The following is a 22,665-nucleotide window of genomic DNA, read 5'->3' as shown; positions in this document are numbered from 1 at the left end:
GGTCCGGCGCCCTTTACCCCTGCCCCTGCCGTTGTGCAAGTCCCCTTTCTCAGGGGGAAACCTTCCGAGCTCTCGGGCAGAGGCCGGAAACGTTGCCAAGCCCCCGGCACCTATGCTCTCATCCCCACAGCACTGAGTCCCCACGTTCCCGGAGGAGGCCCTTATGACGATCATCTCGCGCAGGCGCTTTCTTCAGCTCTCGACCCTGGCGGGCGGCGCGCGCGTCCTCGGCCGCGCGGCGGACCGGCTGCTCGGACTGACCGGGCTGGCGGCAGCGGAGCCGCCGCGCGGCGAGCCGATCAAGGTCGGCATCATTGATCCGCTCTCCAGTCCTTACAAGACCTCGTCAGTCCACGACGTCCATGGCGCCACCGTCGCGCTAGACTTCTACAACAAGCGTGGGGGCGTGCTGGGCCGACCCGTCGTCATCATCGAGGCGGACGACGCCTCGAACCCGGAGACCGGTGCGAAGGCCGCCGCCAAGCTGATCGAGGAGGACCGCGTGGATGTCCTCATGGGTACCTTCAACGGCGACGTCGCGCTGGCCGTCTCCGAGGTCGCCAAGAAGGCGAACCGGCTCTTCATGGTCACCTGCGCCCACATCCCAGAGCTGACGGGCGCGCGGTGCAACAGCCACACGTTTGTGTTCATGCCGAGTGCCCGCATGATGGCCCGGGCGGTCGTCCCGCAGCTCGTCAAGGCCTATGGGAAGCGCTGGTACCTGGTCACCGCCGACACGGTGGACGGGCAGGCGGCGCTACAGGCGATGACCGAGGCCCTCACGGTCCAGGGCGGCGACGTGGTTGGCAACGCCACCACCCGGTTCGGGACGACCGACTTCACGGAGGTCCTGACGGCGGCGAAAGCCGCCAAGCCGGACGCGGTGATCCTGAACCTGTACGGCTGGGACCTGGTCCACGCGCTCAAGGCCTACACCAAGCTGGAACTGGTGAAGGACAAGATCGGGGTGGGCGGCATGATCGGAGGCGAGCAGATCGGTCGGCCGTTGGGCTATGCGAACAACGCGGGCATCTGGGGGCTCATCTGGGACCCGAAGATCAACACGGAAGGCTCGCGCCGGTTCATCCAGGGCGTGATTGACAAGTACAACCACACGCCGACGTCACGCTGCTACCTCGGCTACGCGGCGATGATCCAAATCCTGGAAGCGGTCCGCCGCGCCGGGACGACCGACGCGCCGGCGCTCATCAAGGCGCTCGAGGGTCACGAATTCGACGGGCTCAAGGAGGGCCGATCCTACTTCCGTGCGTGGGACCACCAGCACGTGCAGGACGTGCTCGTCGGCCAGGCCTATGGGAAAGAGTTGGGCCTCGGCCACTACAAGATTCTGGAGACTGTTCCGGGCGACGCGGTGGCGGGGGACCTGACGCAGAACACCTGCAAGCTGTAGCGGCGGATCGCCGGACCGCCGACCAGCAGATCGCCCGGTTCGTCATGCGCGCGGCGCCGTCGGGACCCGCGACGCGGCAGGCCGGCAGGTCAGGGTCATGACCCCGGCCTGCCCCTCGCCGGGCGCAGCCAGGCCGCCAGCTCGCGGCGGTAGGGCTCGGGCAGGCCGTGTCGTTCGGCCGCGGCCAGGATCGCATCCAGGTATCCGGGCCGCGGGGCACCGGGCACAGAGTCGGTACCCACGTAGAGAAACGCGCGCACCGGCGGTGCCCCGGGTGTGCCGATCTCCATCTCGACCTTCCGATACAGTCCCGGTCGGACGCCCTCATAGCGGTCGAGGCTCGCCTCGTCGGCGGGCGTGAGCCTCCAGAGCAGCCCATGGACCGCGGCGGACGGGGCCGGCTGGATCGTCGCGTACCCGTGGCTGTTGATCAGAAACCGATAGCCGCGAAGTGTCCCCGGCCCGATGAGCCGGGCTCCGGGACACCGCTCTGTCATCTGCGGCTCCACCATGTTGGAGCCATACGCGAAGTAGAGGCGGCCAGCCGACTCGGTCATGCCCGCAAGAAGAGCATGGCTGGCGCGCCAGGTCAAGCCCTCGGCCACAGAGGCTCCCTGGGTTGGCCTGACACTCCGCTTGCTGCCGATCCGACCGCGTGCTACGATGAGGCTCCTTCGGAGCAAGAGGAGCCCGCGCGGAGAGGTGCGAGAGCGGCCGAATCGGCGTGCCTGGAGAGCACGTGTGCTGGCAACGGCACCGTGGGTTCAAATCCCACCCTCTCCGCCACACCAAGCTAGCTCGGCTGGCCGCTTCCAATTTGTGCGGCCAGTCAGTACCTTAGCAGCTTTGCGGCGAGACGGAGGCGCGACAGGTGACGCGTGAACGGTGACGGGGAAAACCGATAGAAATGCTCTTTGTTGCTTTGTCCCAACCCGTCACTCGTCACCGGGGATCCGTTGGGCACCCGGTTGCTCCACAGAATGCAACGGGTACCCGGCAGAGCAACCGGGTACCCCCATCACGGTCTTAAAGGGGTCGGGCCCTGTGCAACAGAATCCTGTGAACCCCGCCAGGTCCGGAAGGAAGCAACGGTAAGCGGGCAAGTCTGTGTGCCGCAGGATCACCTGACCCCGTTTTTCTTCAAGGCGGTCATTCGTCAATCGTCATTGGTCCTTTGAAATGCCGATCATTCATCTCCCTCCATTGACCATCGACCATTGACCACTAGTCATGGACTATCAGGTCTCCGCGCGGAAATACCGGCCCGGCACGTTCCAGGACGTCATCGGCCAGCCCCACATCGTCCAGACGCTGGTCAACGCGATCACCACTGGCCGGGTCGCCCACGCCTATCTCTTTTCTGGCACCCGCGGCGTCGGCAAGACCACGGTGGCGCGCATCCTCGCCAAGGCCCTCAACTGCGAGCGCGGCCCGACCCCGACGCCCTGCGACGTCTGCGCCAACTGCCAGGAAATCGCCCAGGGCTCGTCGGTGGACGTGATCGAGATTGACGGCGCCTCCAACACCGGCGTGGACGACGTCCGGGAGATCCGCGAGAACGTCAAGTTCACGCCGTTCCGGGGGCACTACCGCGTCTATATCATCGACGAAGTCCACATGCTCTCCACCTCCGCCTTCAACGCACTGCTCAAGACGCTGGAAGAACCCCCGGCCCACGTGGTGTTCGTCTTCGCCACGACCGAGATCCACAAGATCCCAGCGACGATCCTCTCCCGCTGCCAGCACTACAATTTCCGCCGGATTCCGCGGTCCGAGATCGCGCAGCGGCTGCGCTTCGTTGCCGACCAGGACGGGTTACGGGTCGAGGACCGGACGCTCGCCGCGATCACGCGCGCCAGCGAGGGGAGCATGCGCGACGCGCTGAGCCTGCTGGACCAAGCCGTCGCCTTCTGCGGCACGGTGCTTCGGCACGAGGACGTGGAGATGCTCCTCGGGGCGGTGCCCCAGGAGCACGTGCGGGACATGGTGGCGGCCGTCCGTGCGCAGGACAGCCTGGCCGCCGTGCGCGTGATCGCCCGACTCCTCGACCAGGGCCACGACCTGAAGGCCTATTGCGGGGAGCTGGTGGCGCGCTTCCGCCACCTGCTCGTGGCGGCGGTCGTGTCGGACCCGCGCGAGCTGCGGGACCTGATTGATCTGTCCGAGGAGGATGTGCGCGAGATTGCTGCGGCCGCAAAGGCCTTCTCGCCCGAGCAGCTTCAGGAACTGTTCCGGATTTTCACGCAGGCCGAGGACGCGCTGCGGAGCACGTCCCACCCGCGCTTTGTGCTGGAGACGGCGGCGGTGCGCGCGACACGCCTGCAGGTCTCCGCGGGGCCGGCGCAGGCCGCCCGCCTGGCGCCAGCGGCCGAGCGGACAGCGGGCCCACAGCCGGCTACAGCCAATCCCCTGGCCACGCCCGCCGAGCCGGCGGGACCGGCCGGCAAGGTGGCCGAGCCGCCCCTTGCGCTAGCCGGATCGGGCAGGCCGGCGCAGGCCGCTGCGGCGAGGCTCAAGCCAGGAGCCGCACCTTCGCAGCCATCTTCGCCCACGAGCCAGCCGGTCGCGCCAGCCCGGAGGCCCGCGCCCTTGCAGGCCCAGGCAGTGCCGGACGCCCTCCCTGCTGCGGGCGGCGGCGAGCCGGCCGCCGAGGCGGCGCGGCCCCTGGCGCTCGACTGGGAGCGGCTCCTCGAACGGGTCGAGGCGGTGCATCCGAACCTCGCTCCCGCGCTCGCGGCCGGCACCCTGCTGTCCGCCAACAGCACCCAGGTCGTGATCGGCTATCCCGAGACGGCGCCGATCGCCCTAGCGAAGATGCGGCGGGAAGAGAGCCTGCGGGCGGTCGGCGAGATCTGCGCGGAGCTGGCGGGGTGCCGCGTTCGCGTGCAGGTCACCGAGCTGCCGGACGGGCAAGCGGCAAACCCGAGCCTAGCCCAGGTGCGCGCCGCCAAGGAACAGGACCAGAAGCGGGCGCTGCTCGAGCGCGCCAGGGCCCACCCGCTGGTGAAGCAAGCCCTGGAGCTGTTCGGTGGGGACCTCGTCGAGGTCCGGCAGGTCACCCCGCAGAAGGAGGCGTCGTGATGTCCAGGAATCCGTTCGGCAACCTCGGCAATCTTGTCAAGCAAGCCCAGGCCATGCAGGAGCAACTCGCCCGGATCCAGGAGCAGGCTGCCGCCAAGACCGTGGAGGGCACGGCGGGCGGCGGCATGGTGACCGTCACGGCGAGTGGCGCGCAGCAGATCGTCAGCGTGAGGATTGATCCCGAGGTGATGAAGGCGGGGGACGTGGACATGCTGCAAGACCTGATCGTGGCGGCCGCCAACGACGCGCTGCGGAAGGCGCGCGACCTCATGACCGAAGAGATGAAGGCGGTCACCGGGGGGCTCCAGATCCCGGGCCTGTTCTAGCCCGCGGGCCGAGGCGACGCGATGGGGATGGACCAGGACGGCCTGCTCGCCAAGCTGATCCGGGAACTTGTGCGCCTGCCGGGCATCGGCCAGAAGACCGCGCAGCGCCTAGCCTTCCATCTTTTGAAGGCCGACCGGGAGGAGGCGCTGCGGCTGGCGGACGCCATCCGCGCCGTCAAGGACGGCCTGGCCTTCTGCAGCCTCTGCCGGAACATCGCCGAGGGGGACCTCTGCGAGTTTTGCCGGGACCCCAAGCGCGACCGCACGAAGATTCTGGTTGTGGAAGAACCCAGCACCCTCTATGCGATCGAACGTGCCGGCGCCTACCGCGGGCTCTACCACGTGCTGCTCGGGTCGCTGTCGCCGCTCGACGGCGTTGGGCCCTCGGACATCCGGGCTCACGATCTCTTCGAGCGCGTCCGCGGCGGTGAGGTCCAGGAAGTCATCCTCGCGACCAACCCGACGATCGAGGGCGAAGCGACTGCGATCTATCTGACCAGATTGCTGAAGCCGTCCGGCGTCCGCGTGACCCGGATCGCCTACGGCATCCCGGTCGGCATGGATATCGAATACGCGGACGAGGTCACCCTGCTGAAATCCCTGGAAGGCCGGCGGGAACTGTAACCCGGCGGGGGCGGAACCGTTCCGCGTCATTGACTGACCGGGAGGCTTCGACTACAATCAAGACTCTTTCCGACGTATCCCGGGATGCCCGACGGAGGAGGGGGATGTCCAAGAGGGTTGCCAAGCTCGCCAAGCCGAAGCAGGCTGCGAAGGCAGCGAAGCCTCTCGGCAAATACGAGGAGATCCGACGGGAGCTCGAGCGCCAGCGCGACAGCCTGCTGGGCGAGGTCAACGGCACGCTGGCCGTCCGGCACGAGTTCGAGTCCTACCCCGACCTCACCGATCAGGCAGCTGCGGAGATTGACCAGAACTTCACGCTGCGCCTCAAGGAGCGGGAGCAGAAGCTCCTCAAGAAGATAGACGAGGCCCTCGACCGGATGTCCACCCGGACCTACGGGATCTGCGAGCGCTGCGGCCAGGAGATTCCGCTGAAGCGGCTGAAGGCGCGCCCCGTCACCACGCTCTGCATCGAGTGCAAGACGCTCCAGGAGCAGGAAGAAAAAATCCGCCAGTAGCCGTGCGCCCCCGGCCTCACCGCTTCAACGCCTCGATGCGCGCACGGGCTTGCTTCGCGCGCTCCTCTTCCTCGGGGATTCCCTCCACGATCGCCAGGTAGGTCTCGTACTCCGAGAGCGCCTGTTTCGGGTTGAGCGTCTCGTACATCTCCGCCAGGTTGAAGCGGGCGAGCGCGTAGTTGGGCTTGAGGGTCACGGCCCGCTCGAAGGCGGCGATCGCCTTCGACGGGTCGCCGAGCCGCCGGTAGACCTCGCCGAGGTTGTTGATGACGTCCGCGCGGTTGGGCTGGATCTGCAGCGCGTGGATCAGCTCGTCCCGGGCGCGGTCGAGCCGGCCCTTGCCCATCCACGCCAGACCTAGCTTATGGTGGGCTTCGGCGACCTGGGCGGGGTTGGAGAGCCCCTGGGCGAGCGCCTGCCCGTAGGCTTCGACGGCGAGGGCGTGGTTGCGGGCCCCGCAGTAGCCCAACTGCGCAGTCTCGCCGCGCGCGAACTGCTGGAGCGCCCCAAAGGGCTCCTTATCCTCGACGCCCGGGCCCTTCCGCGCACCCTGCCCGCCCTTGGCCGGCGCCTCGATCCGGGCCAGGAAATCCCGCCGATGCACGCTCAGCAGGGCGACGTAGGGATCCACACTGAGCGACGCCATCAGGAGCGTAGGGGCCTCTGCCTCCCCGAGCACGAGGTATTCCGTCGTGCTCCTCTCGTCCCCGGTGCGGAGCAGCCGGCTGCTGGTGAAGTCGCGCTGGCTGGCCAGCCCGGCGACGTTGACGTAGAACTCCGTGCTCGTGGGAAGTTTCGAAAGGGTGTCGCGCAGCACCGGGTACCGATCGAGTTTGAGGCCGCCCGGAAAGACGAACAGCGCGCCGACCAGCAGGCCATCCTGATCGAAGAATAGCGACTCCTCGGCGCCGGACTCGGCGGCGGTCCGGGAGATGCGCACCTCTTCGCCCGCGCCCCAGGGATGCCGCTCGCCTTGCAGCCGTGCCAGAACCGCTGGTTTGCGGTCGCAGAGCTTGATCGTCTTCAGCAGCGGGAGGTCGCTGGCCGACGGCGGGAGCCGCGACGGAGGTGGGCCTTCCGCGCAGGCCGAAAGGCTCAGGGCCGCAGCTACCAGGCAGATCCCCCACCGCAGGCCGCGCGGGAACGGGATCACAGAGGGACGCCAACGCATGGATCGGACTCGCCGGGAGTCATCGGAGCAGCGAGGCGAGGGGCGGCGTCGCCAGGACCGGCCGCGCCTTCAGCAGGCCAGGCGGCGGCTTACCGCCTGGCCCGGCTGAGGCGCTGCGCATCGAGCATCGCGTCCTCACTGTTGAAGCCGGTCACCGCGGGCGCGCCGGAGGCCGCGCTGTAGAGCGGCCGGTTGATCAGAGAATCAACCCCGACGCCGATCGGGTGGAGGAGAAAGCCGACCCACCGTAAGGGATGATCGTTGAGCGGCGAGGTTGCAACCGGATCGGAATAGACGAGCGCCATGCTGTCCATGGACGAGTACACGGTCAGGAGCTGGGTCTGCCTGTATTCCTGACGGCTCACGCAACCGCCCGCGAACAGCGCGAGGACGAGAGCCATGCCGGCCAGCACATGGAATCGTTGCATCGCTTCCCTCACCCGTTGACGGCCACCGCCAGAGCCCTGCAAAAGCGGCTGCTCCGGATCAATCGCTCAAACTGTAGCCCAAGCCGAGGCGATTGTCCAGCAAGAGGGCGATTGGGAAGAAGCCACGATGATTACTGGAGGAACGGCCCCGCTTGCCGAAATGAGAGGCGAGCGGCCCAGGCTAGCGTGAGTGGAAGAGAAAAGACCACCGAAGGTACGGCTCTGCCGGGCACAGTTCAGAGCGCGGCAGTCAAGCTAGCTTGGTGTGGTGGGCGATACTGGTATCGAACCAGTGGCCTCTTCCGTGTGAGGGAAGCGCTCTCCCACTGAGCTAATCGCCCACCCGGGGAGCGAGTCTAGCACGGGAAATTTCGAGCAGTCAACGCGGGGGCCCCAGCGAGCGCTCTCCTTGACTCCACTCCGGGTGGCCCGTAGAATGCCATTTTCACGAGGAATTTAAGCCCATGCGCGACGACGTCGTGGTGATCGGCGGGGGGCTCGCGGGCTCCGAGGCAGCCTGGCAGGCGGCCAACCGCGGGGCGCGGGTCACCCTCTATGAGATGCGGCCCAAGGAGACCACGCCGGCGCACAAGACCGGACTCCTGGCCGAACTGGTCTGCTCGAACTCGCTGGGCTCCGCGGACATCCTGCACGCGCCAGGCATCCTGAAGGAGGAGATGCGGCGGCTCAACTCGCTCGTCATCCGCGTGGCGGACGAGGTGCGCGTGCCCGCCGGCTCGGCGCTCGCCGTGGACCGCGAGCAGTTCGCCCAGCGGATCACCCAGGCGCTCGAGCACCATCCGCGCATCCGGATCCTGCGCGAGGAAGTCACGGAGATCCCGACCGATTGCGTGTGCATCGTCGCGACGGGGCCCCTGACCTCGGAGCGGCTGTCGGGGGCCATCCGTGACCTCACCCACGCCAAGCATCTGTACTTCTTCGACGCGATCTCGCCGATCGTGGACGCCGACTCGATCAACATGGACGTCGTGTTCCGGGCCTCGCGGTACGACAAGGGCGGCGACGACTACCTGAACTGCCCGATGGACGAGGCGACCTACGACGCCTTCTACCAGGCGCTCCTAACTGCTGAGAAGGTGCAACCCAAGGACTTCGAGAAGACGCCTTATTTCGAGGGCTGCATCCCCCTCGAGGTCATGGCCGAGCGCGGCCGCCAGACGATGCTGTTCGGGCCGCTCAAACCGGTGGGGCTGGAGGACCCGAAGACGGGCACCCGGCCTTTCGCGGTGGTCCAGCTCCGCGCCGAGAACCGCCACGGCACCTGCTACAACATGGTCGGCTTCCAGACGAAGCTGACGTACCCCGAGCAGCGGCGGGTGTTCCGGATGATCCCCGGCCTGGAGCGAGCCGAGTTCCTCCGCTACGGGAGCCTCCACCGTAACACCTTCGTGAACGCGCCGCTCCTGTTGCGGGAGACGCTGCAGCTCAAGATGCGCCCGACGGCCTTCCTCGCCGGGCAGATCGTGGGCGTGGAGGGGTACACCGAATCGGCGGCGATGGGCGGGCTGGCCGGCATCAACGCCGCACGCGGGCTGGCGGGGCTGCCGCTCGTCACCCCGCCGCCGACGACGGCGCACGGGAGCCTGATCACCTACATCACGACCAGCGACCCGCGCCACTTCCAGCCGATCAACACGAACTACGGGCTCTTCCCGCCGCTGCCCGCCCGGATCCGCGACAAAGACCAGAAGCGGCGCCTCATCGGCGAGCGCGCGCTCAAGGACTGGGAGGAATGGAAGACGCGATTCGGGCTTACGTGACGTTTCTTGAGGTCGAGCGAGGAGCGTCCCGCGAGACGATTCGCGCGTATCGGGCGGACCTGCGCCAGTTCCTTTCGTTCGCGGCGGCGCAGCGGCCGGCCGATGCCGGGCCGCTCGCGCCCGGCGACGCGGATTCGGTGACGGTCCGCAGCTACCTGGCCTGGCTGGACCGGCGGGGCGAGAAGAAATCCTCGCTCGCGCGCAAGCTGGCTGCACTGCGCGGCCTGTACCGGTTCCTCATCCGCGAGGGGCGCGCGACGACCAATCCCGCCGCGGAGGTCCGCACGCCGAGGCTGCCGCGCCCGCTCCCGCGCGTGCTCACCAAGGAGGAGGCCAACGCGCTCATGGAGATCCCGGAGGGAAACGGGATCCTGGCCCTGCGGGACCGAGCGATCCTGGAGACCCTGTACTCGACCGGCGCCCGGGTCAGCGAGCTGGTCGGCATGAACGAGGCGGATCTCAACTTGGCCGACGGGCTCGTGCGGCTGCGCGGCAAGGGCCGGAAGGAACGGATCGTGCCGATCGGCGCGGTCGCGGCGGAGGCGATCCAGGAGTATCGGGCGCTCCTTCAGCCCTCAGCCCTCAGCCCTCAGCCCCAAGAAGCCCCCCTGTTCCGGAACCGGCGTGGAGGGCGCCTCACGGCCCGCAGCGTAGAGCGGATCGTGCGCCGCTACTCTGGAGGCCTGCCCAGCGGCGGAATCAGCCCGCACGGGCTCCGGCACTCCTTTGCAACGCACCTGCTGGAGGAGGGCGCGGACCTGCGGGCGATCCAGGAGCTGCTGGGCCATGCCTCGCTCGCGACGACCGAGAAATACACGCACGTGGCGACGGACCGGCTGCTCGAGGTGTATGATCGCGCCCACCCGCGGGCGGGCAGGGCACCGGTCGGCCGGGCCCGTAGGGAGCCGCCGGCGCCATGACGATCCGGTCCACCACGATCCTCTGCGTCCGCCGCGATGCGGTCGTCGCCATGGGCTCGGACGGCCAGGTCACGCACGGGACCACGGTCATGAAGGCCAACGCGCGGAAGCTCCGCCGCTTGCACAAGGACCGAGTGCTCGCGGGCTTCGCGGGCGCGACCGCCGACGCGTTCACCCTGTTCGAGAAGTTCGAGGCGAAGCTCGAGGAGTATCGCGGGAACCTGAAGCGCGCGGCGGTGGAGCTGGCCAAGGACTGGCGGACCGACCGAATCCTGCGGCGGCTCGAGGCGCTACTGGCCGTCGCAGATCTCGATCACGCCTTCATCATCTCCGGTACCGGCGACGTGATCGAGCCGGAGGACGGGATTCTGGCGATCGGCTCGGGCGGGCCTTACGCGCTCGCGGCCGCCCGCGCGCTCCTGAACCATTCGCAGCTCGGGGCTCGCGAGGTCGTCGAGGAGGCGCTCCGGATCGCCGGCGGGATTGACATCTACACGAACCAGAACCTGATCATCGAGGAGCTCAAGCGCTAACCCTATGCCGGATCCGGTACCCGACCAGGCCATGCGGCCGCTCAAGCGGGAGAGCCTGACGCCCCGCCAGATCGTCGAGGAGCTGGACCGGTACGTCATCGGCCAGCGCGACGCGAAGCGGATGGTCGCGATCGCGCTCCGCAACCGCTGGCGGCGCCAGCAGCTCGGCCCGGACCTGCGCGACGAGGTCATCCCCAAGAACATCATCATGATCGGGCCCACGGGCGTCGGGAAGACCGAGATCGCGCGGCGGTTAGCCAAGCTCGCGCAGGCGCCCTTCCTCAAGGTTGAGGCCTCGAAGTTCACCGAGGTCGGCTACGTCGGCCGCGACGTGGAGTCCATCATCCGGGACCTCACCGACCTGGCCGTCGGGATGGTCAAGGCCGCGCACATGGAACGCGTGCAGCAAAAGGCGGAGGAGCTGGGCGAGGAGCGGCTGCTCGACCTCCTGTTGCCGCCCGCCGGCCAGCGGCCGTTCCCTGGCTTCTTCGGCGAGGAGCCGGCGGAGCCCGTGACCGGCAGCGAATCCTACGAGACGACCCGCTCGAAGCTCCGGCTTCAGCTACGCGAGGGCAAGCTCGATCACCGGACCGTCGAGCTGGAGGTGAAGGAGCGGGGCCTGCCGATCGGGGTCATCTCCAACGTCGGCGGCATGGAGGAGCTGGAGAGCAGCCTGCGCGACATGCTCAGCGGCCTGTTTCCCGGCCGGAAGAAGAAGCGCCTCGTCAAGGTGCCGGAGGCGCTCAAGTGCCTCGCGCAGGAGGAAGCGCAGAAGCTCATTGACATGGACGAGGTAATCCGGGAGGCGGTCGCCAAGGTCGAGCAGACGGGAATCGTGTTCCTCGACGAGATCGACAAGATCGCCGGGCGCGAGCGACACCTGGGGCCCGACGTGTCCCGGGAGGGTGTCCAGCGTGACCTCCTCCCAATCGTCGAGGGCTCCACCGTCAACACCAAATACGGCCCGGTCCGGACCGATCACATCCTGTTCATCGCGGCCGGGGCGTTCCATGTCGCCAAGCCCTCGGACCTGATCCCCGAGCTGCAGGGGCGCTTCCCGATCCGCGTCGAACTAGAGCCCCTGACCAAGGCGGACTTCATCCGGATCCTCACCGAGCCCCGCGGCGCGCTCGTCCGGCAGTACCAGGCGCTGCTGGCCACGGAGGGGGTTACGCTCGATTTCACCCAAGATGGGCTCGAAGAGATCGCCGCCACCGCCGCGCTGGTCAACGAGCGAACCGAGAACATCGGCGCCCGGCGGCTGTTCACGGTCATGGAGCGCCTGCTGGAGGACGTGCTGTTCGAGGCACCCGAGCTGACTGACCGGAAGCTCGTCATTGACGCGCCCTACGTGAAGGAGCGGCTGCGCGAGATCGTGAAGGACGAGGATTTGAGCCGGTTCATCCTCTAGCCGACAGCGAGCCACCGAATAGCTCGCAGCTAGATAACGGGACCAGGGAGCCCGACGACAGGTTGAAGCCCTTCGCTATGAGCTATTCGCTGCAAGCTAGGAGCTTGAAGAGATGAACAAACTGATCAAGAAGGCCAACATCCTGGTCGAGGCCCTGCCCTACATCCGCACGTTCGCCGGCAAGACCGTCGTGATCAAGTACGGCGGTAAGGCGATGACGGACGACAGCCTCAAGGAAGGCTTCGCCGTGGACGTGGTCATGATGAAGTACGTCGGGCTGAACCCTGTCATCGTCCACGGCGGCGGGCCGCAGATCGACCAGATGCTGGGCCGGCTGGGTCTGGAGGCCAAGTTCCGCCAGGGTGTGCGGGTGACCGACCGGGCGACCATGGACGTGGTCGAGATGGTGCTCGGCGGCAAAATCAACAAGGAGATCGTCGCGCTCCTGAACCGCCACGGCGCCCGGGCGGTCGGCCTCACCGGCAAGGACGGCGGCCTGATCATGGCCAAGCCGCTCACCGCGAAGGCCTGGGCGGAGAGCCTCTACACCGAGCCGGACGGCGAGCCGGACGAGGACTTCGGCCTCGTCGGCGAGGTGCAGACCGTCCACCCGGACCTGCTCGTGCGGCTCCAGCAGGAGCAGTTCATCCCAGTCATCGCCCCCATCGGCACCGACCGGGCGGGCCACACGTACAACATCAACGCGGACCTGGTCGCCGGGGCGATCGCGGCCGCCGTCAAAGCGGAGAAGCTCCTCGTGCTGACCGACGTCAAGGGCATCCGGGACGCGAAGGGCCGGCACATCTCCACACTCTCGCGCAAGGACATGCAGCGGATGGTCAAGAAGGGCGTGATCACCGAGGGGATGCTCCCGAAGGTCCAGGCCTGCCTGGCAGCCCTTGACGGCGGCGTCCGAAAGGCGCACATCATCGACGGGCGCATGCCCCACGCGATCCTGCTCGAGGTCTTCACCGACAGGGGCATCGGCACGGAAATCGTCTGCTAGCGGTCGGCACGGCTCGAGCCGGCCTCGCAGGGTGACGGCTGCAGAGGGCTCCCCCCATGAAAACGAATCCGAAAGGAGCCGGCAAGCATCCGGACGAAAAGAGCGCCCTGCTCCTGGGCGACATCCAGGTAGACTTCTGCCCGGGCGGCGCGCTCGCGGTGCCCGGCGGGGACGAGATCATCCCTGTCATCAACGAGTACATCCGGCTGTTCCACGCCAGAGGCCTGCCGATCGTCGCGACCCGCGACTGGCATCCGCCCAATCACTGCTCGTTCAAGGAGAACGGCGGCCCCTGGCCCGTGCACTGCGTCCAGGGCTCGCGGGGCGCCCAGTTCCACCCCAAGCTCATTCTCCCGCCGGGCACGCTGATCATCTCCAAGGCCACCGACCCGAAGAAGGAGGCCTACTCCTCCTTCGAGGGCACACCGCTGGAGGAGCGGCTGCGGGAGCTGGGCGTCGAGACGCTCTATGTCTCCGGGCTCGCCACCGACTACTGCGTCAAACACACGGTGCTGGACGCCTGCCGGATCGGCTTGCGCGTCGTGCTGCTGGAGGATGCGATCCGCGGCATTGACGCGACCCCCGGCGACTGCGCGCGGGCCATCGCGGAGATGCGGCAGGCCGGGGCCATCCCGGCCACCGCGCGCGATCTCGGCGTCACGGTGCCGTGACTCCCGCGCCGCCCGGGTGACCCGCCGCCTCCAAGAGCATCTGGCCGCCCTCGTCGGCGAACGCCATCCGTTCTCCACCCCCGAGGCCCTCCGCCGCGCCGAAGCCTATCTCGCCGAGCAGTTCCGTGGCCTCGGACTGGCCGTTTGCTTCCACGACTTCGACGCGCTCGGCGGAACCTATCGCAACGTGATCGCAGAGTTGCCCGGTGCGACTTCAGACGCCGGCCCGCCCCTGATCGTCGCTGCCCACTACGACACGGTGCCAGGCTCGCCCGGTGCCGACGACAACGCGAGCGGACTGGCCGTGCTGCTCGAAGCCGCGCGCAGCCTGGCGGCGCCGCCGCCGGCCGCACCGGTGCGGTTCATCGCGTTCTGCCTGGAGGAGGAGAACCTGCTCGGGAGCCTGGCCTACGCGGCGGCGCTGCGCGAGCGTGGCGAGCCGCTCCGCGGCGCGATTGTCCTGGAGTGCGTCGGCTTCGCGCGGCCCGAGGAGGGCACCCAGCAGGTGCCGCCGGGCGTGCCGATCGCCGTGCCCTCCGCGGGTGACTTCCTCGTGGTCGTCGGCAACGCCGCCTCGGCCGGGCTGGTGGCCGCGATCGAGGGGGCGGCCAGACGCGACGTTCCCAACCTCAAGACCGTCCCGCTGGTCGTCCCGGGCCAGGGCGATCTGCTCCCAGACACCCGCCGGAGCGACCATGCCGCCTTCTGGCAGTACGGCTATCCCGCCGTGATGCTCACCGACACCGCCAATTTCCGCAACCCCCACTACCACCAGCCGACGGACACGCTCGACACGCTGGACCTCTCGTTCATCGAGCGGGTGACCCGGCTGGTCGTCGCAGCGGCGCGAAACATGCCCGAGACGGACCGAGGCTGACAGTAGCTTTTGCACCAGGACTTTGGATACAGTTGCCGGGGAGCCCCATAGATTCCGACCCCCTCAGGATCATCGCGACCCATCCTCGTGACGCACGCGATCCTCGAGATCCGGCACGCCACGGTCTATCGCGGGGACACCTGCGTGTTCGACGACCTGTCGTTAGAGATCGCCCACGGCGAGCAAACCGCAATCCTCGGCCCGAACGGCGCGGGGAAATCCACGCTGCTCAAGCTGCTCGCGCGGGAGCTGTACTGGGTGCCCCAGGAGGGGAGCGCGGTCCGGCTCTTCGGCCAGGAGCGGTGGGACGTCTGGGCGTTGCGCAAGCGGCTCGGGCTCGTCTCCCACGACCTCCAGCACGAGTACGCGAACGACGCCACAGGTATCGAGGTGATCCTCTCCGGGCTTTATGCCAGCATCGGCGTGTGGAGGCGTCACCCCTTCACGGCCGACGAGCTAGCGCGGGCGGCCCGGCTCATGACGCAGCTCGGGGTGGCGGGGCTCGGCGAGCGGCGCTTCGGGACCCTCTCCACCGGCGAGCAGCGCCGCTTTCTCCTCGGCCGTGCGTTGATCCACGATCCGGAGGCGCTCGTGCTCGACGAGCCGACCAGCGGGCTCGACATGAAGGCCTGCTTCCAGTACCTGGAGGTCATCCGCGGGCTCATGCGGGCGGGGAAGACCGTCATCCTCGCCACCCACCACATCCACGAGATCCCGCCGGAGATCGAGCGCGTCGTCCTGCTCAAGGCGGGCAAGGTCGTCGCCGACGGCAAGAAGGCGGACGTGCTCACCGCGGCCAACCTCGGCCGCCTCTTCGACACCCCGATCAGGCTGGTCCAGGCCAACGGCTTCTACCAGGCCCTGCCGGGAGAGACAGCGAGCCGTTAGGCGCGTGCCCCTCGCGCCTCCTGAACCCTTTTCCCGACGATCCCCAACCACCCCGTCCCGGCCAGCCCGAAGGCAGCCGCCAGGCCGAAGGCCCAGCCGGGCGATCCGGCCTGGAGCAGTGCCCCGACGTAGAGGCTGGAGAGGAGATCGCCGGCGGCGTTCGCGCAGGCGAGGATGCCGAAGCCGAGGCTCCACAGCTCGCGCGGCAGGATCTCGGCGGCAACGGCCTTCTCCAGCGTCTCCTCAACCGCGATAGACACGCCCGACAGCATGATCGCGACCACGAGCCAGCCGAGTCTCCCGCTCGTCGCCGCGAGCAGCAGGTTGGTGCCCACGCCCAGGCCATAGCCCCAGAGCAGGACCGCGTAGCGGGATCGGCGGTCGCCCAGGTGGCCGATCGGATAGGCCGCGCCGGCGCTCACGAGGTTGTGCAGCATGTACAGCAATGCCGCGGCGGAGACCAGTCCGGTGACCTGATCTGCGGCCGGATTCGCTCCGCCCAGGTCCCGGGCCGCGAGCCAGACGAGAAAGGTCCGGGAGAAGTCCCCCAGGCCGAACAGCGCCACGCCGATCAGGAAGAGCCAGAAGGCGCGCGGGAAGCCCCGGCGGGCGGCGGGCGGCGGGCGGTCCGCCCGAGCGGCAGTCGGGGGTGTCCGCTCGCGGGTCATGACGAACATCGCTCCCGCTGCGAGGAGTCCCGGGATCAGCGTCCAGAGGAGGACGTCGCGGAAGGCGACGCCGACGAAGAGCAGGGCCGAGGCCGCGAGGGGGCCCACCACCGCGCCCGCCATGTCCCCAGCCCGCTCGAGTCCGTAGGCGCGGCCGTAGTGGGTGGGGGCCACCGCTTCGGCGAGCAGCGCGTCCCGCAGCGGGCCCCGGAACCCGCGGCCGATCCAGGCGGCCCCGCGCAGGGCGACCAGCGCCGCGACGCCAGCGGCGAGCGCCATCGCCGCGGTGGCGACGGCCGTCACGAGGTAGCCGAGCGAGGCCCAGGGCCGCTTGTCGCGCACGTGCCGGCCGAGCACCCCGCCGGCGAGCTTCGAGAGGCTGATCAGGAAATCCGCGACGCCCTCGATGAGCCCCAGCGCCGCGGGACCCAGGCCGAGCGCAGCGAGATACAGGGGCAGCACGGCCGTGGCCATCTCATGGCCGAAGTCCGAGAAGAAGGTGGCGAGCACGATCCCGAGGACGGTCCGGGTGATCCAGGCCCGGGGAGGGGCAGCGGGAAGGGGGCACGACGGGCTCACAGGCTCCTCTCGGCTAACGTCAGGCGACGCAGGCGCAGTGGCCGGGAAATGTGTTGAATTCCCCCGACAAGCTCCCTAGAATTTGGCCGCCGTTCGCGTCGGCTCCTGTCTTCGAACGGGCGAGGCTTCGAGTGGGCGGTCAGTCAAAGCGCATCCTCATCGTGGACGACGAGGACATCGTCGTCCACAGCCTGCGGACGCTGATCAGCCTCGAGACCGAGCACGAGCCCCTGGCCTTCACGTCCTGCCAGGCAGCCCTGGAGGCCATCAAGTTCAACCCGATTGATCTCGCCATCTCCGACTTCTTGATGCCCGAGATGGACGGGGTGACCTTTCTCCGCGAAGTCCGGCGCCTCTACCCGGCCATCCAGCTTATCATCCTGACCGGCTTTGCCGACAAGGAGAGCGCGATCCGCGCGATCAACGAAGTCCGGCTGTACCAGTACCTGGAGAAGCCTTGGCAGAACGACGACATGCTCCGGATCATCGAGGCAGGCCTGAACGAGCGGATGCTTATCTACAAGTTGCAGGAGCATGCCCAGGAGCTGGAGGCCAAGGTGAAGGCGCTGGAGCGGCAGCTCCAACAGCTCAAGACCTAGTCTGACCCGCCGCCCGCTTCGTGGAGCAGCGCCCGCCGCTCCTTGGTCCCCTTGGCATAGCTGGCCGCGTCCACCTCGACCGGAACCTGCTCCGCCCGATTCCACCGCATGAGCCGGGCGACCGGTCCCGCCGCCCCGTGGAGAAGCTCCAGGAAGATGAACTGCCCCTCCCGGCCCCGCGGCACCCAGGTCCCCACGTTGAAGTACCAGGCGTCGCGCTCCGGCGACAGGGGATAGGCGTCCGGATCGTGCGAGTGGCCGAAGACGACGTAGCGGCAGCCAACCACGTCGCGGATCGTGCGTGCGATCTCGCGCAGGTTGCGGTGGTCGTTGAAGGCGACGATGCGGCGCCGCCCCAGCCAGACGACCGCGCCGAGGCCCAGCCCCGCCCCCACCGCCGCACCCCAGGCCAGCGCCCGGTCCGCGGCGCCGAGCCAGCCCTCCAGGCCGAGCCCCAGCACCAGGAGCGTCGCCACCTGCAGATCGAGCAGGAAGCACTTGACCGTCTCCCAGCGGCTCAAAAGGACGGGCGGGTGGGCGAGCCCGCTCAACGTCCGCATCGCGGCCTGGGACAACCCGTAGGCCGCCCGGACGGCCTCGCGGGCCTGGGCTTCCCGCTCTTCCAGCGCAGGGTCCGGCTCCGCCTCCCGCTGCACCTTGCCGAGCGTGCGGACGACCATCTCGATGTAGTACCGGGGGATCTCCAGGATCTGCGCGAGGTTGCTCCGGAAGAGCCGCCCCAGGTACTTGGGGACCGAGCTGAAGTTCTCCATGGACGCGGGATCGGCGTAGTGGAGCCGGGCGACGAAGTACCGCATGGTGAAGGCCGAGAAGGCCATCTCCAGCCGGTCCGGCTTCCGGGGCAGCACCGGGCAGAGGTGGTGGGCGTTCGAGCAGTAGGGATCGTAACGGTGCCCGTGCTCGACGTAGAGCAGATCCTTCTCGTAGTAGAACCACGGGACGAAGCGGATGTGCTCCTGGACCAGCGTCTTCATCTCCATGTAGGTCACGCCTGCCGGATGGTGCTCGGCCACGAGCGCACGGAACTGCTCCTGGACCTGTGGCCAGAAGCACTCCAGGTCGTGGTTCCCGCGCAGGATATGGATCTCGTTGCCTTCGAGGATGAAGCGGGCGAGCGCGATCAGGAGCAACTGGTGGCTCCGGAGGATGCGGTCGAGCTTCCAGACGGACTTCGGCCACTCGGTGCCGGGATAGAACTTGAGGTCCGTCTCCGTCAGCGCGGTGCCGCGCAGGAGCTTGCCGCGCGGGTTCAGGGCCTCGTTGATCCGGTGGTAGAACTCGATGAAATCGCCGCCGATGATCAGCCGCCACCGGCGTTGCCCCGCGTAAGTGTGCCGGTAATGCCGGAGAAAGTCCGTGAAGTCCTGGTCGAAGTAGAAGAGCCGGCCGGCCGGGCTCTTCTCGGCCTCCTTGAGGTGGAGGTCGCTGATGATCAGGTAGTTGTAGGTCTGCGCCGAGGCGTCGGTTGCAGTCTGACTCACGGCCTCGCCCCTCCCGCCGGGACCTGGACATAGGCTTGGGTAGTCGCGCGCAGCCGCTCGCTGAGCACCCGGGCGAGGTTCAGGAAGAGCTTCGCGCCCGTGTACGGAAACCGCCGCCGGATCCGCTCGAGGTCCGCATAGTCGAGCGCCAGCACCTCCGCCGGCTCCAGGGCCACCACGTCCGCGGAGCGCGGGACGCCTTCCAGCGGCCCCATCTCGCCGAAGACCTGGCCCGGCGCCAGGATCGCGAGCGGCTGCGCCGTGCCATCCGCGCCGCGCGCCAGCACCCGGACGCGCCCCGTCACCAGCATGTAGAACTCAGTCCCGGTCTCGCCGGTCCGGATCAGCGGCTCGCCGGCCGCGAGCGTCCGGAGCCGCCCCAAGAGCACCACCTTGCGGGCTTCCCACCGGCTCAGGTTGCGGAACAACGGCGCAGCACGCACCAGCTCGGGGCTCATCTTGACCAGGAGCAGGTCCCAGAGCGTCACCAGGCGCGTCGAGTGCATGAGGATCGGCGTGATCACCAGTTCGGTCCCGGCGGCCACCAGCATCACGAGGGCGGAGAGGGCGCCGAAATAGACGGTCGGGACGAAGTTCGAGAAGATGAGGACCAGGAACCCGCCGGCCAGGGCAAGCGAGATGGAGAGGATCGGCGGCCCCTGGGCCTGCATCGTACGGAACATGGCAGCGGTCTGGTCGTGGCGCTCGTTCAGCTCGCGGCTGTACCGCACCATGTGGTGGACGGTGTCGTCCACGGCGATCCCGATGGCGATCGTCGCGATCAGGGCCGTCCCCGTGTTCAGCGGGATGTCCAGCAGCCCCATCAGCCCGAAGTTCAGCAGGATCGGGATCACGTTCGGGAGCAGCGACAGGAAGCCAGCCTTGAGCGACGTGAACAGCAGCGAGTGCAGCAACCCGATGATCACGAAGGTGGAGGAGAAGCTCGTGATCTCGTTGATCGCCATGAAGTCGGCCGCGTTGTTGATCAGCACGCCCTCGCCCGTGGTCGTGACGCGGACGTCCGGCGGGATGCGTCCCCTGACGTACTCGTCCAGCCGCGCCAGGAGCGCCGACAGTTCCCACGAGCTCGTGATGTTGTGCCGCACCACGAGGTTGGCCGTCGAGGAGTCGGCGTCCACGTATTTGGCCAGGTCCTTGCCATCAAGCACGAGCAGGTACTGGGCGATGAGGTTGGCGCTCGCGGGGATCCGCTCCAGCTTCGGATCGCCGCGGTTCATCTCCCGGTGCATCGTCCGCACGTAGTCCGCGACCGAGACGGTCTTGTCCACCAGGCCCGTGCCGGCGAGAAAGTCCTGCAGGTCCGCGATCGCCGCGAGCACCGCCGGCTGCTTCACCCCGTCCGCCCGGCCGGTCTCGACCACGACGTAGAAGTTGACGGCGCCGGCGAGCGACTGGTGGAGGTCCAGGGTCCGCTGCCGGATGAAGGAGGACTCGGGGAAGTAACTGATGAAGTCCGTATTGACCTTGAGGAAGGCCCAGCCGACCAGGGAGCCAGTGACCAGCAGGGCCGTGAGGGCCACGATCGGGCGGCGGTACCGCAGGTTGAACCGGCCCAGCCGCTCCATCCAGGCGGTGGTCGGGCCCTCGGGGGATTCCTGCACGAGCGCCAGGGCCCGGAATCGCTTTGGGACGGGCAGGAGCCGAAGCAGGGCGGGCACGAGCACGATCGTGATGACGAAGTTCGAGGAGAGGGCCAGCGCCGAGGCCCGGCCGAACTGGATCAGCATCGTGATGTCGCTGGTCATGAGGCTCCCGAACCCGACGACCGTCGTGACCGTGGTGATGAGGATCGGCAGGGCGGCGTGCTCGGCCATGTGCCGGACCGCGGCGACCTTGTCCAGGCCCTGCCGCAGTGCCTGGTGGTACTCGGAGATCATATGGACGTCCTCGGTGAACCCGATGGCGATCAGCAGCGAGGGGATGATCGCCGTGATCACGTTCACCGGGATGCCGACGAGCGCCATCCAGCCCAGCCCCCAGGTGATGCTGACCAAGCCCGTGACGATCGGGATCGCGACGCCCTGCACCATCCGGAAGGCCAGGAGCAGCACGACGAGCAGCACGGCCAGCGAGAGCGGCACGAGAGCGATCTGGTCCTGCCGGATGTAGTCGCCGAACGTGACCTTCGTGAGCGGCCCGCCGATCTGGTAGATCGAGCGCCCCGCCGCGGTCTCCTGGGCGATCAGCGCCTCGACCGCGTCGGTGAAGCGCCGGTTGAATCCCTTGTCGCCCGGCTTGGGATCGGTATAGACGTTGATCGCCGCCGCCTTGGCGTCCCGGGCGACGATGTTCCCGACGAAGATCCGGTTCCCGAGCGCGTCGGCGCGGATCTTCGCAAGCCGGGCCAGGTCCGTCGGCACCCGGGCGCCGACCAGCGGCTCGGTGTTGAGCGAGTCGCCCTCACCCTTGATGTTGTTCACGGTGGTCAGGCTCTCGACCCGCGAGACTCCCGGCAAGCGCTCGATCGCGTCGGAGAGCCGCTTGAGGCTCTGCAGGACCGGCGCGGCGAAGACGTCGTCCGCCTTGACCAGGACGATGGTCAGGTTGTCGCTCCCGAACTTCGTCTTGATCTTGTCGTAGTAGGCCTTGCTCGGGTCCTTCTCAAGCATCAAGCCCTCGGCGGAGGTGTCCACCTCCAGCTTGGGAATCTGGAGCGCGAACGCCGCCGTCGCCGCAAGGACCAAGCCCATGTCGAGCAGGGGATGGTCCGCGATCCAGCGCATCAGCCGCTTCATGCCCGGTCGTGCTCCCGTCCCTCAGAGGCTGCCCGCGAGCCCGGCCACCCCTTCGTCAGCCGGCCTCTCTATCGTCCGCCCCGCTCCAGCGCCGACGCGGTGAAGAGGCTCTCCTTCAGGCCCTTGTCGTGCGCGCGCGCCTCGATCGTCACCACCGTCCTGGTGCCCGCCTGCACGTCGCGCATCTCCACCTCGTTCGCGCGCCAGACGCTGCCCCTGACCTGCTGGAGCTTCCGGTCCTCCTGAATTTTCTCCAACTGCCCCTTCTTGTCGTAGAACTCGCGCTTGACCGTATAGTAGAGGTCCTTGCGGATCCAGAGCTTGCGCTTGCTGTACCCGCTCTCCTCCGCCTCCCTGTCGTTGGCGGGCAGCGCCTCGATGATGAAGCAGTCCTGGCCGTCCACCGCCTCCGAGCCGACCACCGTGTAGGTATGCAGAGAGAGGGTCTCCGGCCGGAGATCCTCGTAGGCGAAGTCCGTCCCCATGAACCGGTTCTTCTTCCCGCTGGAGGCGATCCGGGTGGTCTTCTTCAGATCCGGCAGGTACAGCCACTGGTCGTCGTTGCCGTCCTTCGCTTCCCAGGTGAGCAGCCCGGTGTTCTCGACGTCCCGCGGGGCCTTGAACCGGATCAGGATCTTGCTGAGGTCGTCCGCGACCGTGAGCGTCTGGCGGACGACCTTCCGCTGCTTGGTCTCGCCGTTCTTGTTGACCAGGGTCATCTGCTGGGTCTCCTCCTCATCCTTGGCCCGTTGGAGGTCCCGCTGCTTCTTTATGATCTCCAGGCCGGTGGGCTCGGCCCAGGCCGGGCCGGCGAGGGCCAGCCCCAGCAGAACCGCGAGCACCCCCAATCCCTGCGAGCTCGATGGAGGTCGGTGTCCTGTACGCATGGTCTTCTCCGCTCCTTTCGGTTAACCAGGA

At 68.1% G+C, this 22,665-nt stretch carries 21 protein-coding genes, 2 tRNA genes and 1 other RNA gene; 16 read left to right on the top strand and 8 right to left on the bottom strand.

The genetic code is table 11. The features are described from left to right. The first annotated feature begins 163 nt into the window (after positions 1-163). Entirely contained in the window at positions 164-1,411 is a 1,248-nt protein-coding gene (locus ACWHYQ_RS08495; RefSeq protein WP_447975257.1) for an ABC transporter substrate-binding protein, read from the top strand. 95 nt (positions 1,412-1,506) lie between these two features. Here ACWHYQ_RS08495 and ACWHYQ_RS08490 read toward each other — a convergent pair whose 3' ends face one another. Then, on the bottom strand, positions 1,507-2,016 hold the full coding sequence (locus ACWHYQ_RS08490; protein ID WP_447975256.1) for a gamma-glutamylcyclotransferase family protein: 510 nt from the start codon (positions 2,014-2,016) through the stop codon (positions 1,507-1,509). 91 nt (positions 2,017-2,107) lie between these two features. Here ACWHYQ_RS08490 and ACWHYQ_RS08485 point away from each other — a divergent pair. The 6 genes from ACWHYQ_RS08485 to dksA all read left to right on the top strand — a co-directional run bounded on the left by ACWHYQ_RS08485 (position 2,108) and on the right by dksA (position 5,957). Further along, a tRNA-Ser gene (locus tag ACWHYQ_RS08485) sits at positions 2,108-2,197 on the top strand. A 247-nt stretch (positions 2,198-2,444) separates the two neighbouring features. After that, positions 2,445-2,544, top strand: an RNA gene (gene ffs / locus ACWHYQ_RS08480) — signal recognition particle sRNA small type. Between the two features lie 97 nt (positions 2,545-2,641). Continuing rightward, positions 2,642-4,492: a DNA polymerase III subunit gamma/tau gene (gene dnaX / locus ACWHYQ_RS08475; protein ID WP_447975255.1), complete on the top strand. Its 1,851-nt coding sequence runs from the start codon at positions 2,642-2,644 to the stop codon at positions 4,490-4,492. After that, on the top strand, positions 4,492-4,818 hold the full coding sequence (locus ACWHYQ_RS08470; protein ID WP_447975254.1) for a YbaB/EbfC family nucleoid-associated protein: 327 nt from the start codon (positions 4,492-4,494) through the stop codon (positions 4,816-4,818). Before dnaX ends, ACWHYQ_RS08470 begins: the two co-directional genes overlap by 1 nt. A 21-nt stretch (positions 4,819-4,839) precedes the next feature. Beyond that, the gene (gene recR / locus ACWHYQ_RS08465; RefSeq protein ID WP_447975253.1) at positions 4,840-5,442 is read left to right on the top strand and encodes a recombination mediator RecR; all 603 of its coding nucleotides are present in this window, start codon (positions 4,840-4,842) and stop codon (positions 5,440-5,442) included. Positions 5,443-5,546: 104 nt separating this feature from the next. Continuing rightward, positions 5,547-5,957, top strand: coding sequence for an RNA polymerase-binding protein DksA (gene dksA / locus ACWHYQ_RS08460; protein ID WP_447975252.1), 411 nt, complete (start codon positions 5,547-5,549; stop codon positions 5,955-5,957). Positions 5,958-5,973: 16 nt separating this feature from the next. On the opposite strand, the gene ACWHYQ_RS08455 is transcribed toward dksA, so the two are convergent. From ACWHYQ_RS08455 to ACWHYQ_RS08445, 3 genes are all read right to left on the bottom strand, one after another. Further along, positions 5,974-7,128, bottom strand: coding sequence for a tetratricopeptide repeat protein (locus ACWHYQ_RS08455; protein ID WP_447975251.1), 1,155 nt, complete (start codon positions 7,126-7,128; stop codon positions 5,974-5,976). 89 nt (positions 7,129-7,217) lie between these two features. Further along, entirely contained in the window at positions 7,218-7,556 is a 339-nt protein-coding gene (locus ACWHYQ_RS08450; RefSeq protein WP_447975250.1) for a hypothetical protein, read from the bottom strand. Positions 7,557-7,822: 266 nt separating this feature from the next. Next, positions 7,823-7,897 (bottom strand) — tRNA-Val (locus ACWHYQ_RS08445). 123 nt (positions 7,898-8,020) lie between these two features. Here ACWHYQ_RS08445 and trmFO point away from each other — a divergent pair. From trmFO to ACWHYQ_RS08405, 8 genes are all read left to right on the top strand, one after another. Next, positions 8,021-9,337 (top strand): methylenetetrahydrofolate--tRNA-(uracil(54)-C(5))-methyltransferase (FADH(2)-oxidizing) TrmFO, encoded by a 1,317-nt coding sequence (trmFO, locus tag ACWHYQ_RS08440; protein WP_447975249.1) that lies wholly within the window; start codon positions 8,021-8,023, stop codon positions 9,335-9,337. After that, positions 9,310-10,257 (top strand): tyrosine recombinase XerC, encoded by a 948-nt coding sequence (locus tag ACWHYQ_RS08435; RefSeq protein WP_447975248.1) that lies wholly within the window; start codon positions 9,310-9,312, stop codon positions 10,255-10,257. Before trmFO ends, ACWHYQ_RS08435 begins: the two co-directional genes overlap by 28 nt. Then, complete coding sequence (hslV, locus tag ACWHYQ_RS08430; RefSeq protein ID WP_447975247.1) at positions 10,254-10,790, top strand: ATP-dependent protease subunit HslV; 537 nt, start codon at positions 10,254-10,256, stop codon at positions 10,788-10,790. Before ACWHYQ_RS08435 ends, hslV begins: the two co-directional genes overlap by 4 nt. A 4-nt stretch (positions 10,791-10,794) precedes the next feature. Beyond that, on the top strand, positions 10,795-12,201 hold the full coding sequence (hslU, locus tag ACWHYQ_RS08425) for an ATP-dependent protease ATPase subunit HslU (RefSeq protein WP_447975246.1): 1,407 nt from the start codon (positions 10,795-10,797) through the stop codon (positions 12,199-12,201). Positions 12,202-12,313: 112 nt separating this feature from the next. Next, positions 12,314-13,207, top strand: coding sequence for an acetylglutamate kinase (argB, locus tag ACWHYQ_RS08420; RefSeq protein WP_447975245.1), 894 nt, complete (start codon positions 12,314-12,316; stop codon positions 13,205-13,207). Between the two features lie 56 nt (positions 13,208-13,263). Then, entirely contained in the window at positions 13,264-13,878 is a 615-nt protein-coding gene (locus ACWHYQ_RS08415) for a nicotinamidase (RefSeq protein ID WP_447975244.1), read from the top strand. Positions 13,879-13,894: 16 nt separating this feature from the next. Then, entirely contained in the window at positions 13,895-14,755 is an 861-nt protein-coding gene (locus tag ACWHYQ_RS08410) for a M20/M25/M40 family metallo-hydrolase (RefSeq protein ID WP_447975243.1), read from the top strand. Positions 14,756-14,842: 87 nt separating this feature from the next. Beyond that, complete coding sequence (locus ACWHYQ_RS08405) at positions 14,843-15,643, top strand: ABC transporter ATP-binding protein (RefSeq protein WP_447975242.1); 801 nt, start codon at positions 14,843-14,845, stop codon at positions 15,641-15,643. On the opposite strand, the gene ACWHYQ_RS08400 is transcribed toward ACWHYQ_RS08405, so the two are convergent. Further along, complete coding sequence (locus tag ACWHYQ_RS08400; protein WP_447975241.1) at positions 15,640-16,890, bottom strand: MFS transporter; 1,251 nt, start codon at positions 16,888-16,890, stop codon at positions 15,640-15,642. The two genes, ACWHYQ_RS08405 and ACWHYQ_RS08400, sit on opposite strands and share 4 nt — an antisense overlap. Positions 16,891-17,021: 131 nt before the next feature. Between ACWHYQ_RS08400 and ACWHYQ_RS08395 the strand changes: the two genes are divergently transcribed. Beyond that, the gene (locus ACWHYQ_RS08395; RefSeq protein ID WP_447975240.1) at positions 17,022-17,489 is read left to right on the top strand and encodes a response regulator; all 468 of its coding nucleotides are present in this window, start codon (positions 17,022-17,024) and stop codon (positions 17,487-17,489) included. On the opposite strand, the gene ACWHYQ_RS08390 is transcribed toward ACWHYQ_RS08395, so the two are convergent. The 3 genes from ACWHYQ_RS08390 to ACWHYQ_RS08380 all read right to left on the bottom strand — a co-directional run bounded on the left by ACWHYQ_RS08390 (position 17,486) and on the right by ACWHYQ_RS08380 (position 22,634). Beyond that, complete coding sequence (locus ACWHYQ_RS08390) at positions 17,486-18,991, bottom strand: hypothetical protein (RefSeq protein ID WP_447975239.1); 1,506 nt, start codon at positions 18,989-18,991, stop codon at positions 17,486-17,488. The genes ACWHYQ_RS08395 and ACWHYQ_RS08390 overlap by 4 nt on opposite strands. Then, a complete protein-coding gene (locus ACWHYQ_RS08385) occupies positions 18,988-21,747 on the bottom strand; it encodes an MMPL family transporter (RefSeq protein WP_447975238.1) in 2,760 nt (919 codons plus the stop codon). Before ACWHYQ_RS08385 ends, ACWHYQ_RS08390 begins: the two co-directional genes overlap by 4 nt. Positions 21,748-21,815: 68 nt before the next feature. Continuing rightward, positions 21,816-22,634, bottom strand: a complete 819-nt coding sequence (locus ACWHYQ_RS08380) for an outer membrane lipoprotein-sorting protein (RefSeq protein ID WP_447975237.1) — start codon at positions 22,632-22,634, stop codon at positions 21,816-21,818. Between the last annotated feature and the right edge of the window lie 31 nt (positions 22,635-22,665).

Source organism: Nitrospira sp. Kam-Ns4a, assembly GCF_965152595.1.
Note: the sequence above shows the minus strand (reverse complement) of the source record. Positions and strands in the feature narration are given on the sequence as shown.

Coding starts and splice junctions, on each gene's coding strand:
- ACWHYQ_RS08455 (WP_447975251.1), bottom strand. CDS start 7,128: ATGCGTTGGCGTCCCTCTGTGATCCCGTTCCCGCGCGGCCTGCGGTGG.
- ACWHYQ_RS08415 (WP_447975244.1), top strand. CDS start 13,264: ATGAAAACGAATCCGAAAGGAGCCGGCAAGCATCCGGACGAAAAGAGC.
- hslV (WP_447975247.1), top strand. CDS start 10,254: ATGACGATCCGGTCCACCACGATCCTCTGCGTCCGCCGCGATGCGGTC.
- argB (WP_447975245.1), top strand. CDS start 12,314: ATGAACAAACTGATCAAGAAGGCCAACATCCTGGTCGAGGCCCTGCCC.
- ACWHYQ_RS08495 (WP_447975257.1), top strand. CDS start 164: ATGACGATCATCTCGCGCAGGCGCTTTCTTCAGCTCTCGACCCTGGCG.
- dksA (WP_447975252.1), top strand. CDS start 5,547: ATGTCCAAGAGGGTTGCCAAGCTCGCCAAGCCGAAGCAGGCTGCGAAG.
- ACWHYQ_RS08435 (WP_447975248.1), top strand. CDS start 9,310: ATGGAAGACGCGATTCGGGCTTACGTGACGTTTCTTGAGGTCGAGCGA.
- ACWHYQ_RS08470 (WP_447975254.1), top strand. CDS start 4,492: ATGTCCAGGAATCCGTTCGGCAACCTCGGCAATCTTGTCAAGCAAGCC.
- dnaX (WP_447975255.1), top strand. CDS start 2,642: ATGGACTATCAGGTCTCCGCGCGGAAATACCGGCCCGGCACGTTCCAG.
- ACWHYQ_RS08385 (WP_447975238.1), bottom strand. CDS start 21,747: ATGAAGCGGCTGATGCGCTGGATCGCGGACCATCCCCTGCTCGACATG.
- ACWHYQ_RS08450 (WP_447975250.1), bottom strand. CDS start 7,556: ATGCAACGATTCCATGTGCTGGCCGGCATGGCTCTCGTCCTCGCGCTG.
- recR (WP_447975253.1), top strand. CDS start 4,840: ATGGGGATGGACCAGGACGGCCTGCTCGCCAAGCTGATCCGGGAACTT.
- ACWHYQ_RS08380 (WP_447975237.1), bottom strand. CDS start 22,634: ATGCGTACAGGACACCGACCTCCATCGAGCTCGCAGGGATTGGGGGTG.
- hslU (WP_447975246.1), top strand. CDS start 10,795: ATGCCGGATCCGGTACCCGACCAGGCCATGCGGCCGCTCAAGCGGGAG.
- trmFO (WP_447975249.1), top strand. CDS start 8,021: ATGCGCGACGACGTCGTGGTGATCGGCGGGGGGCTCGCGGGCTCCGAG.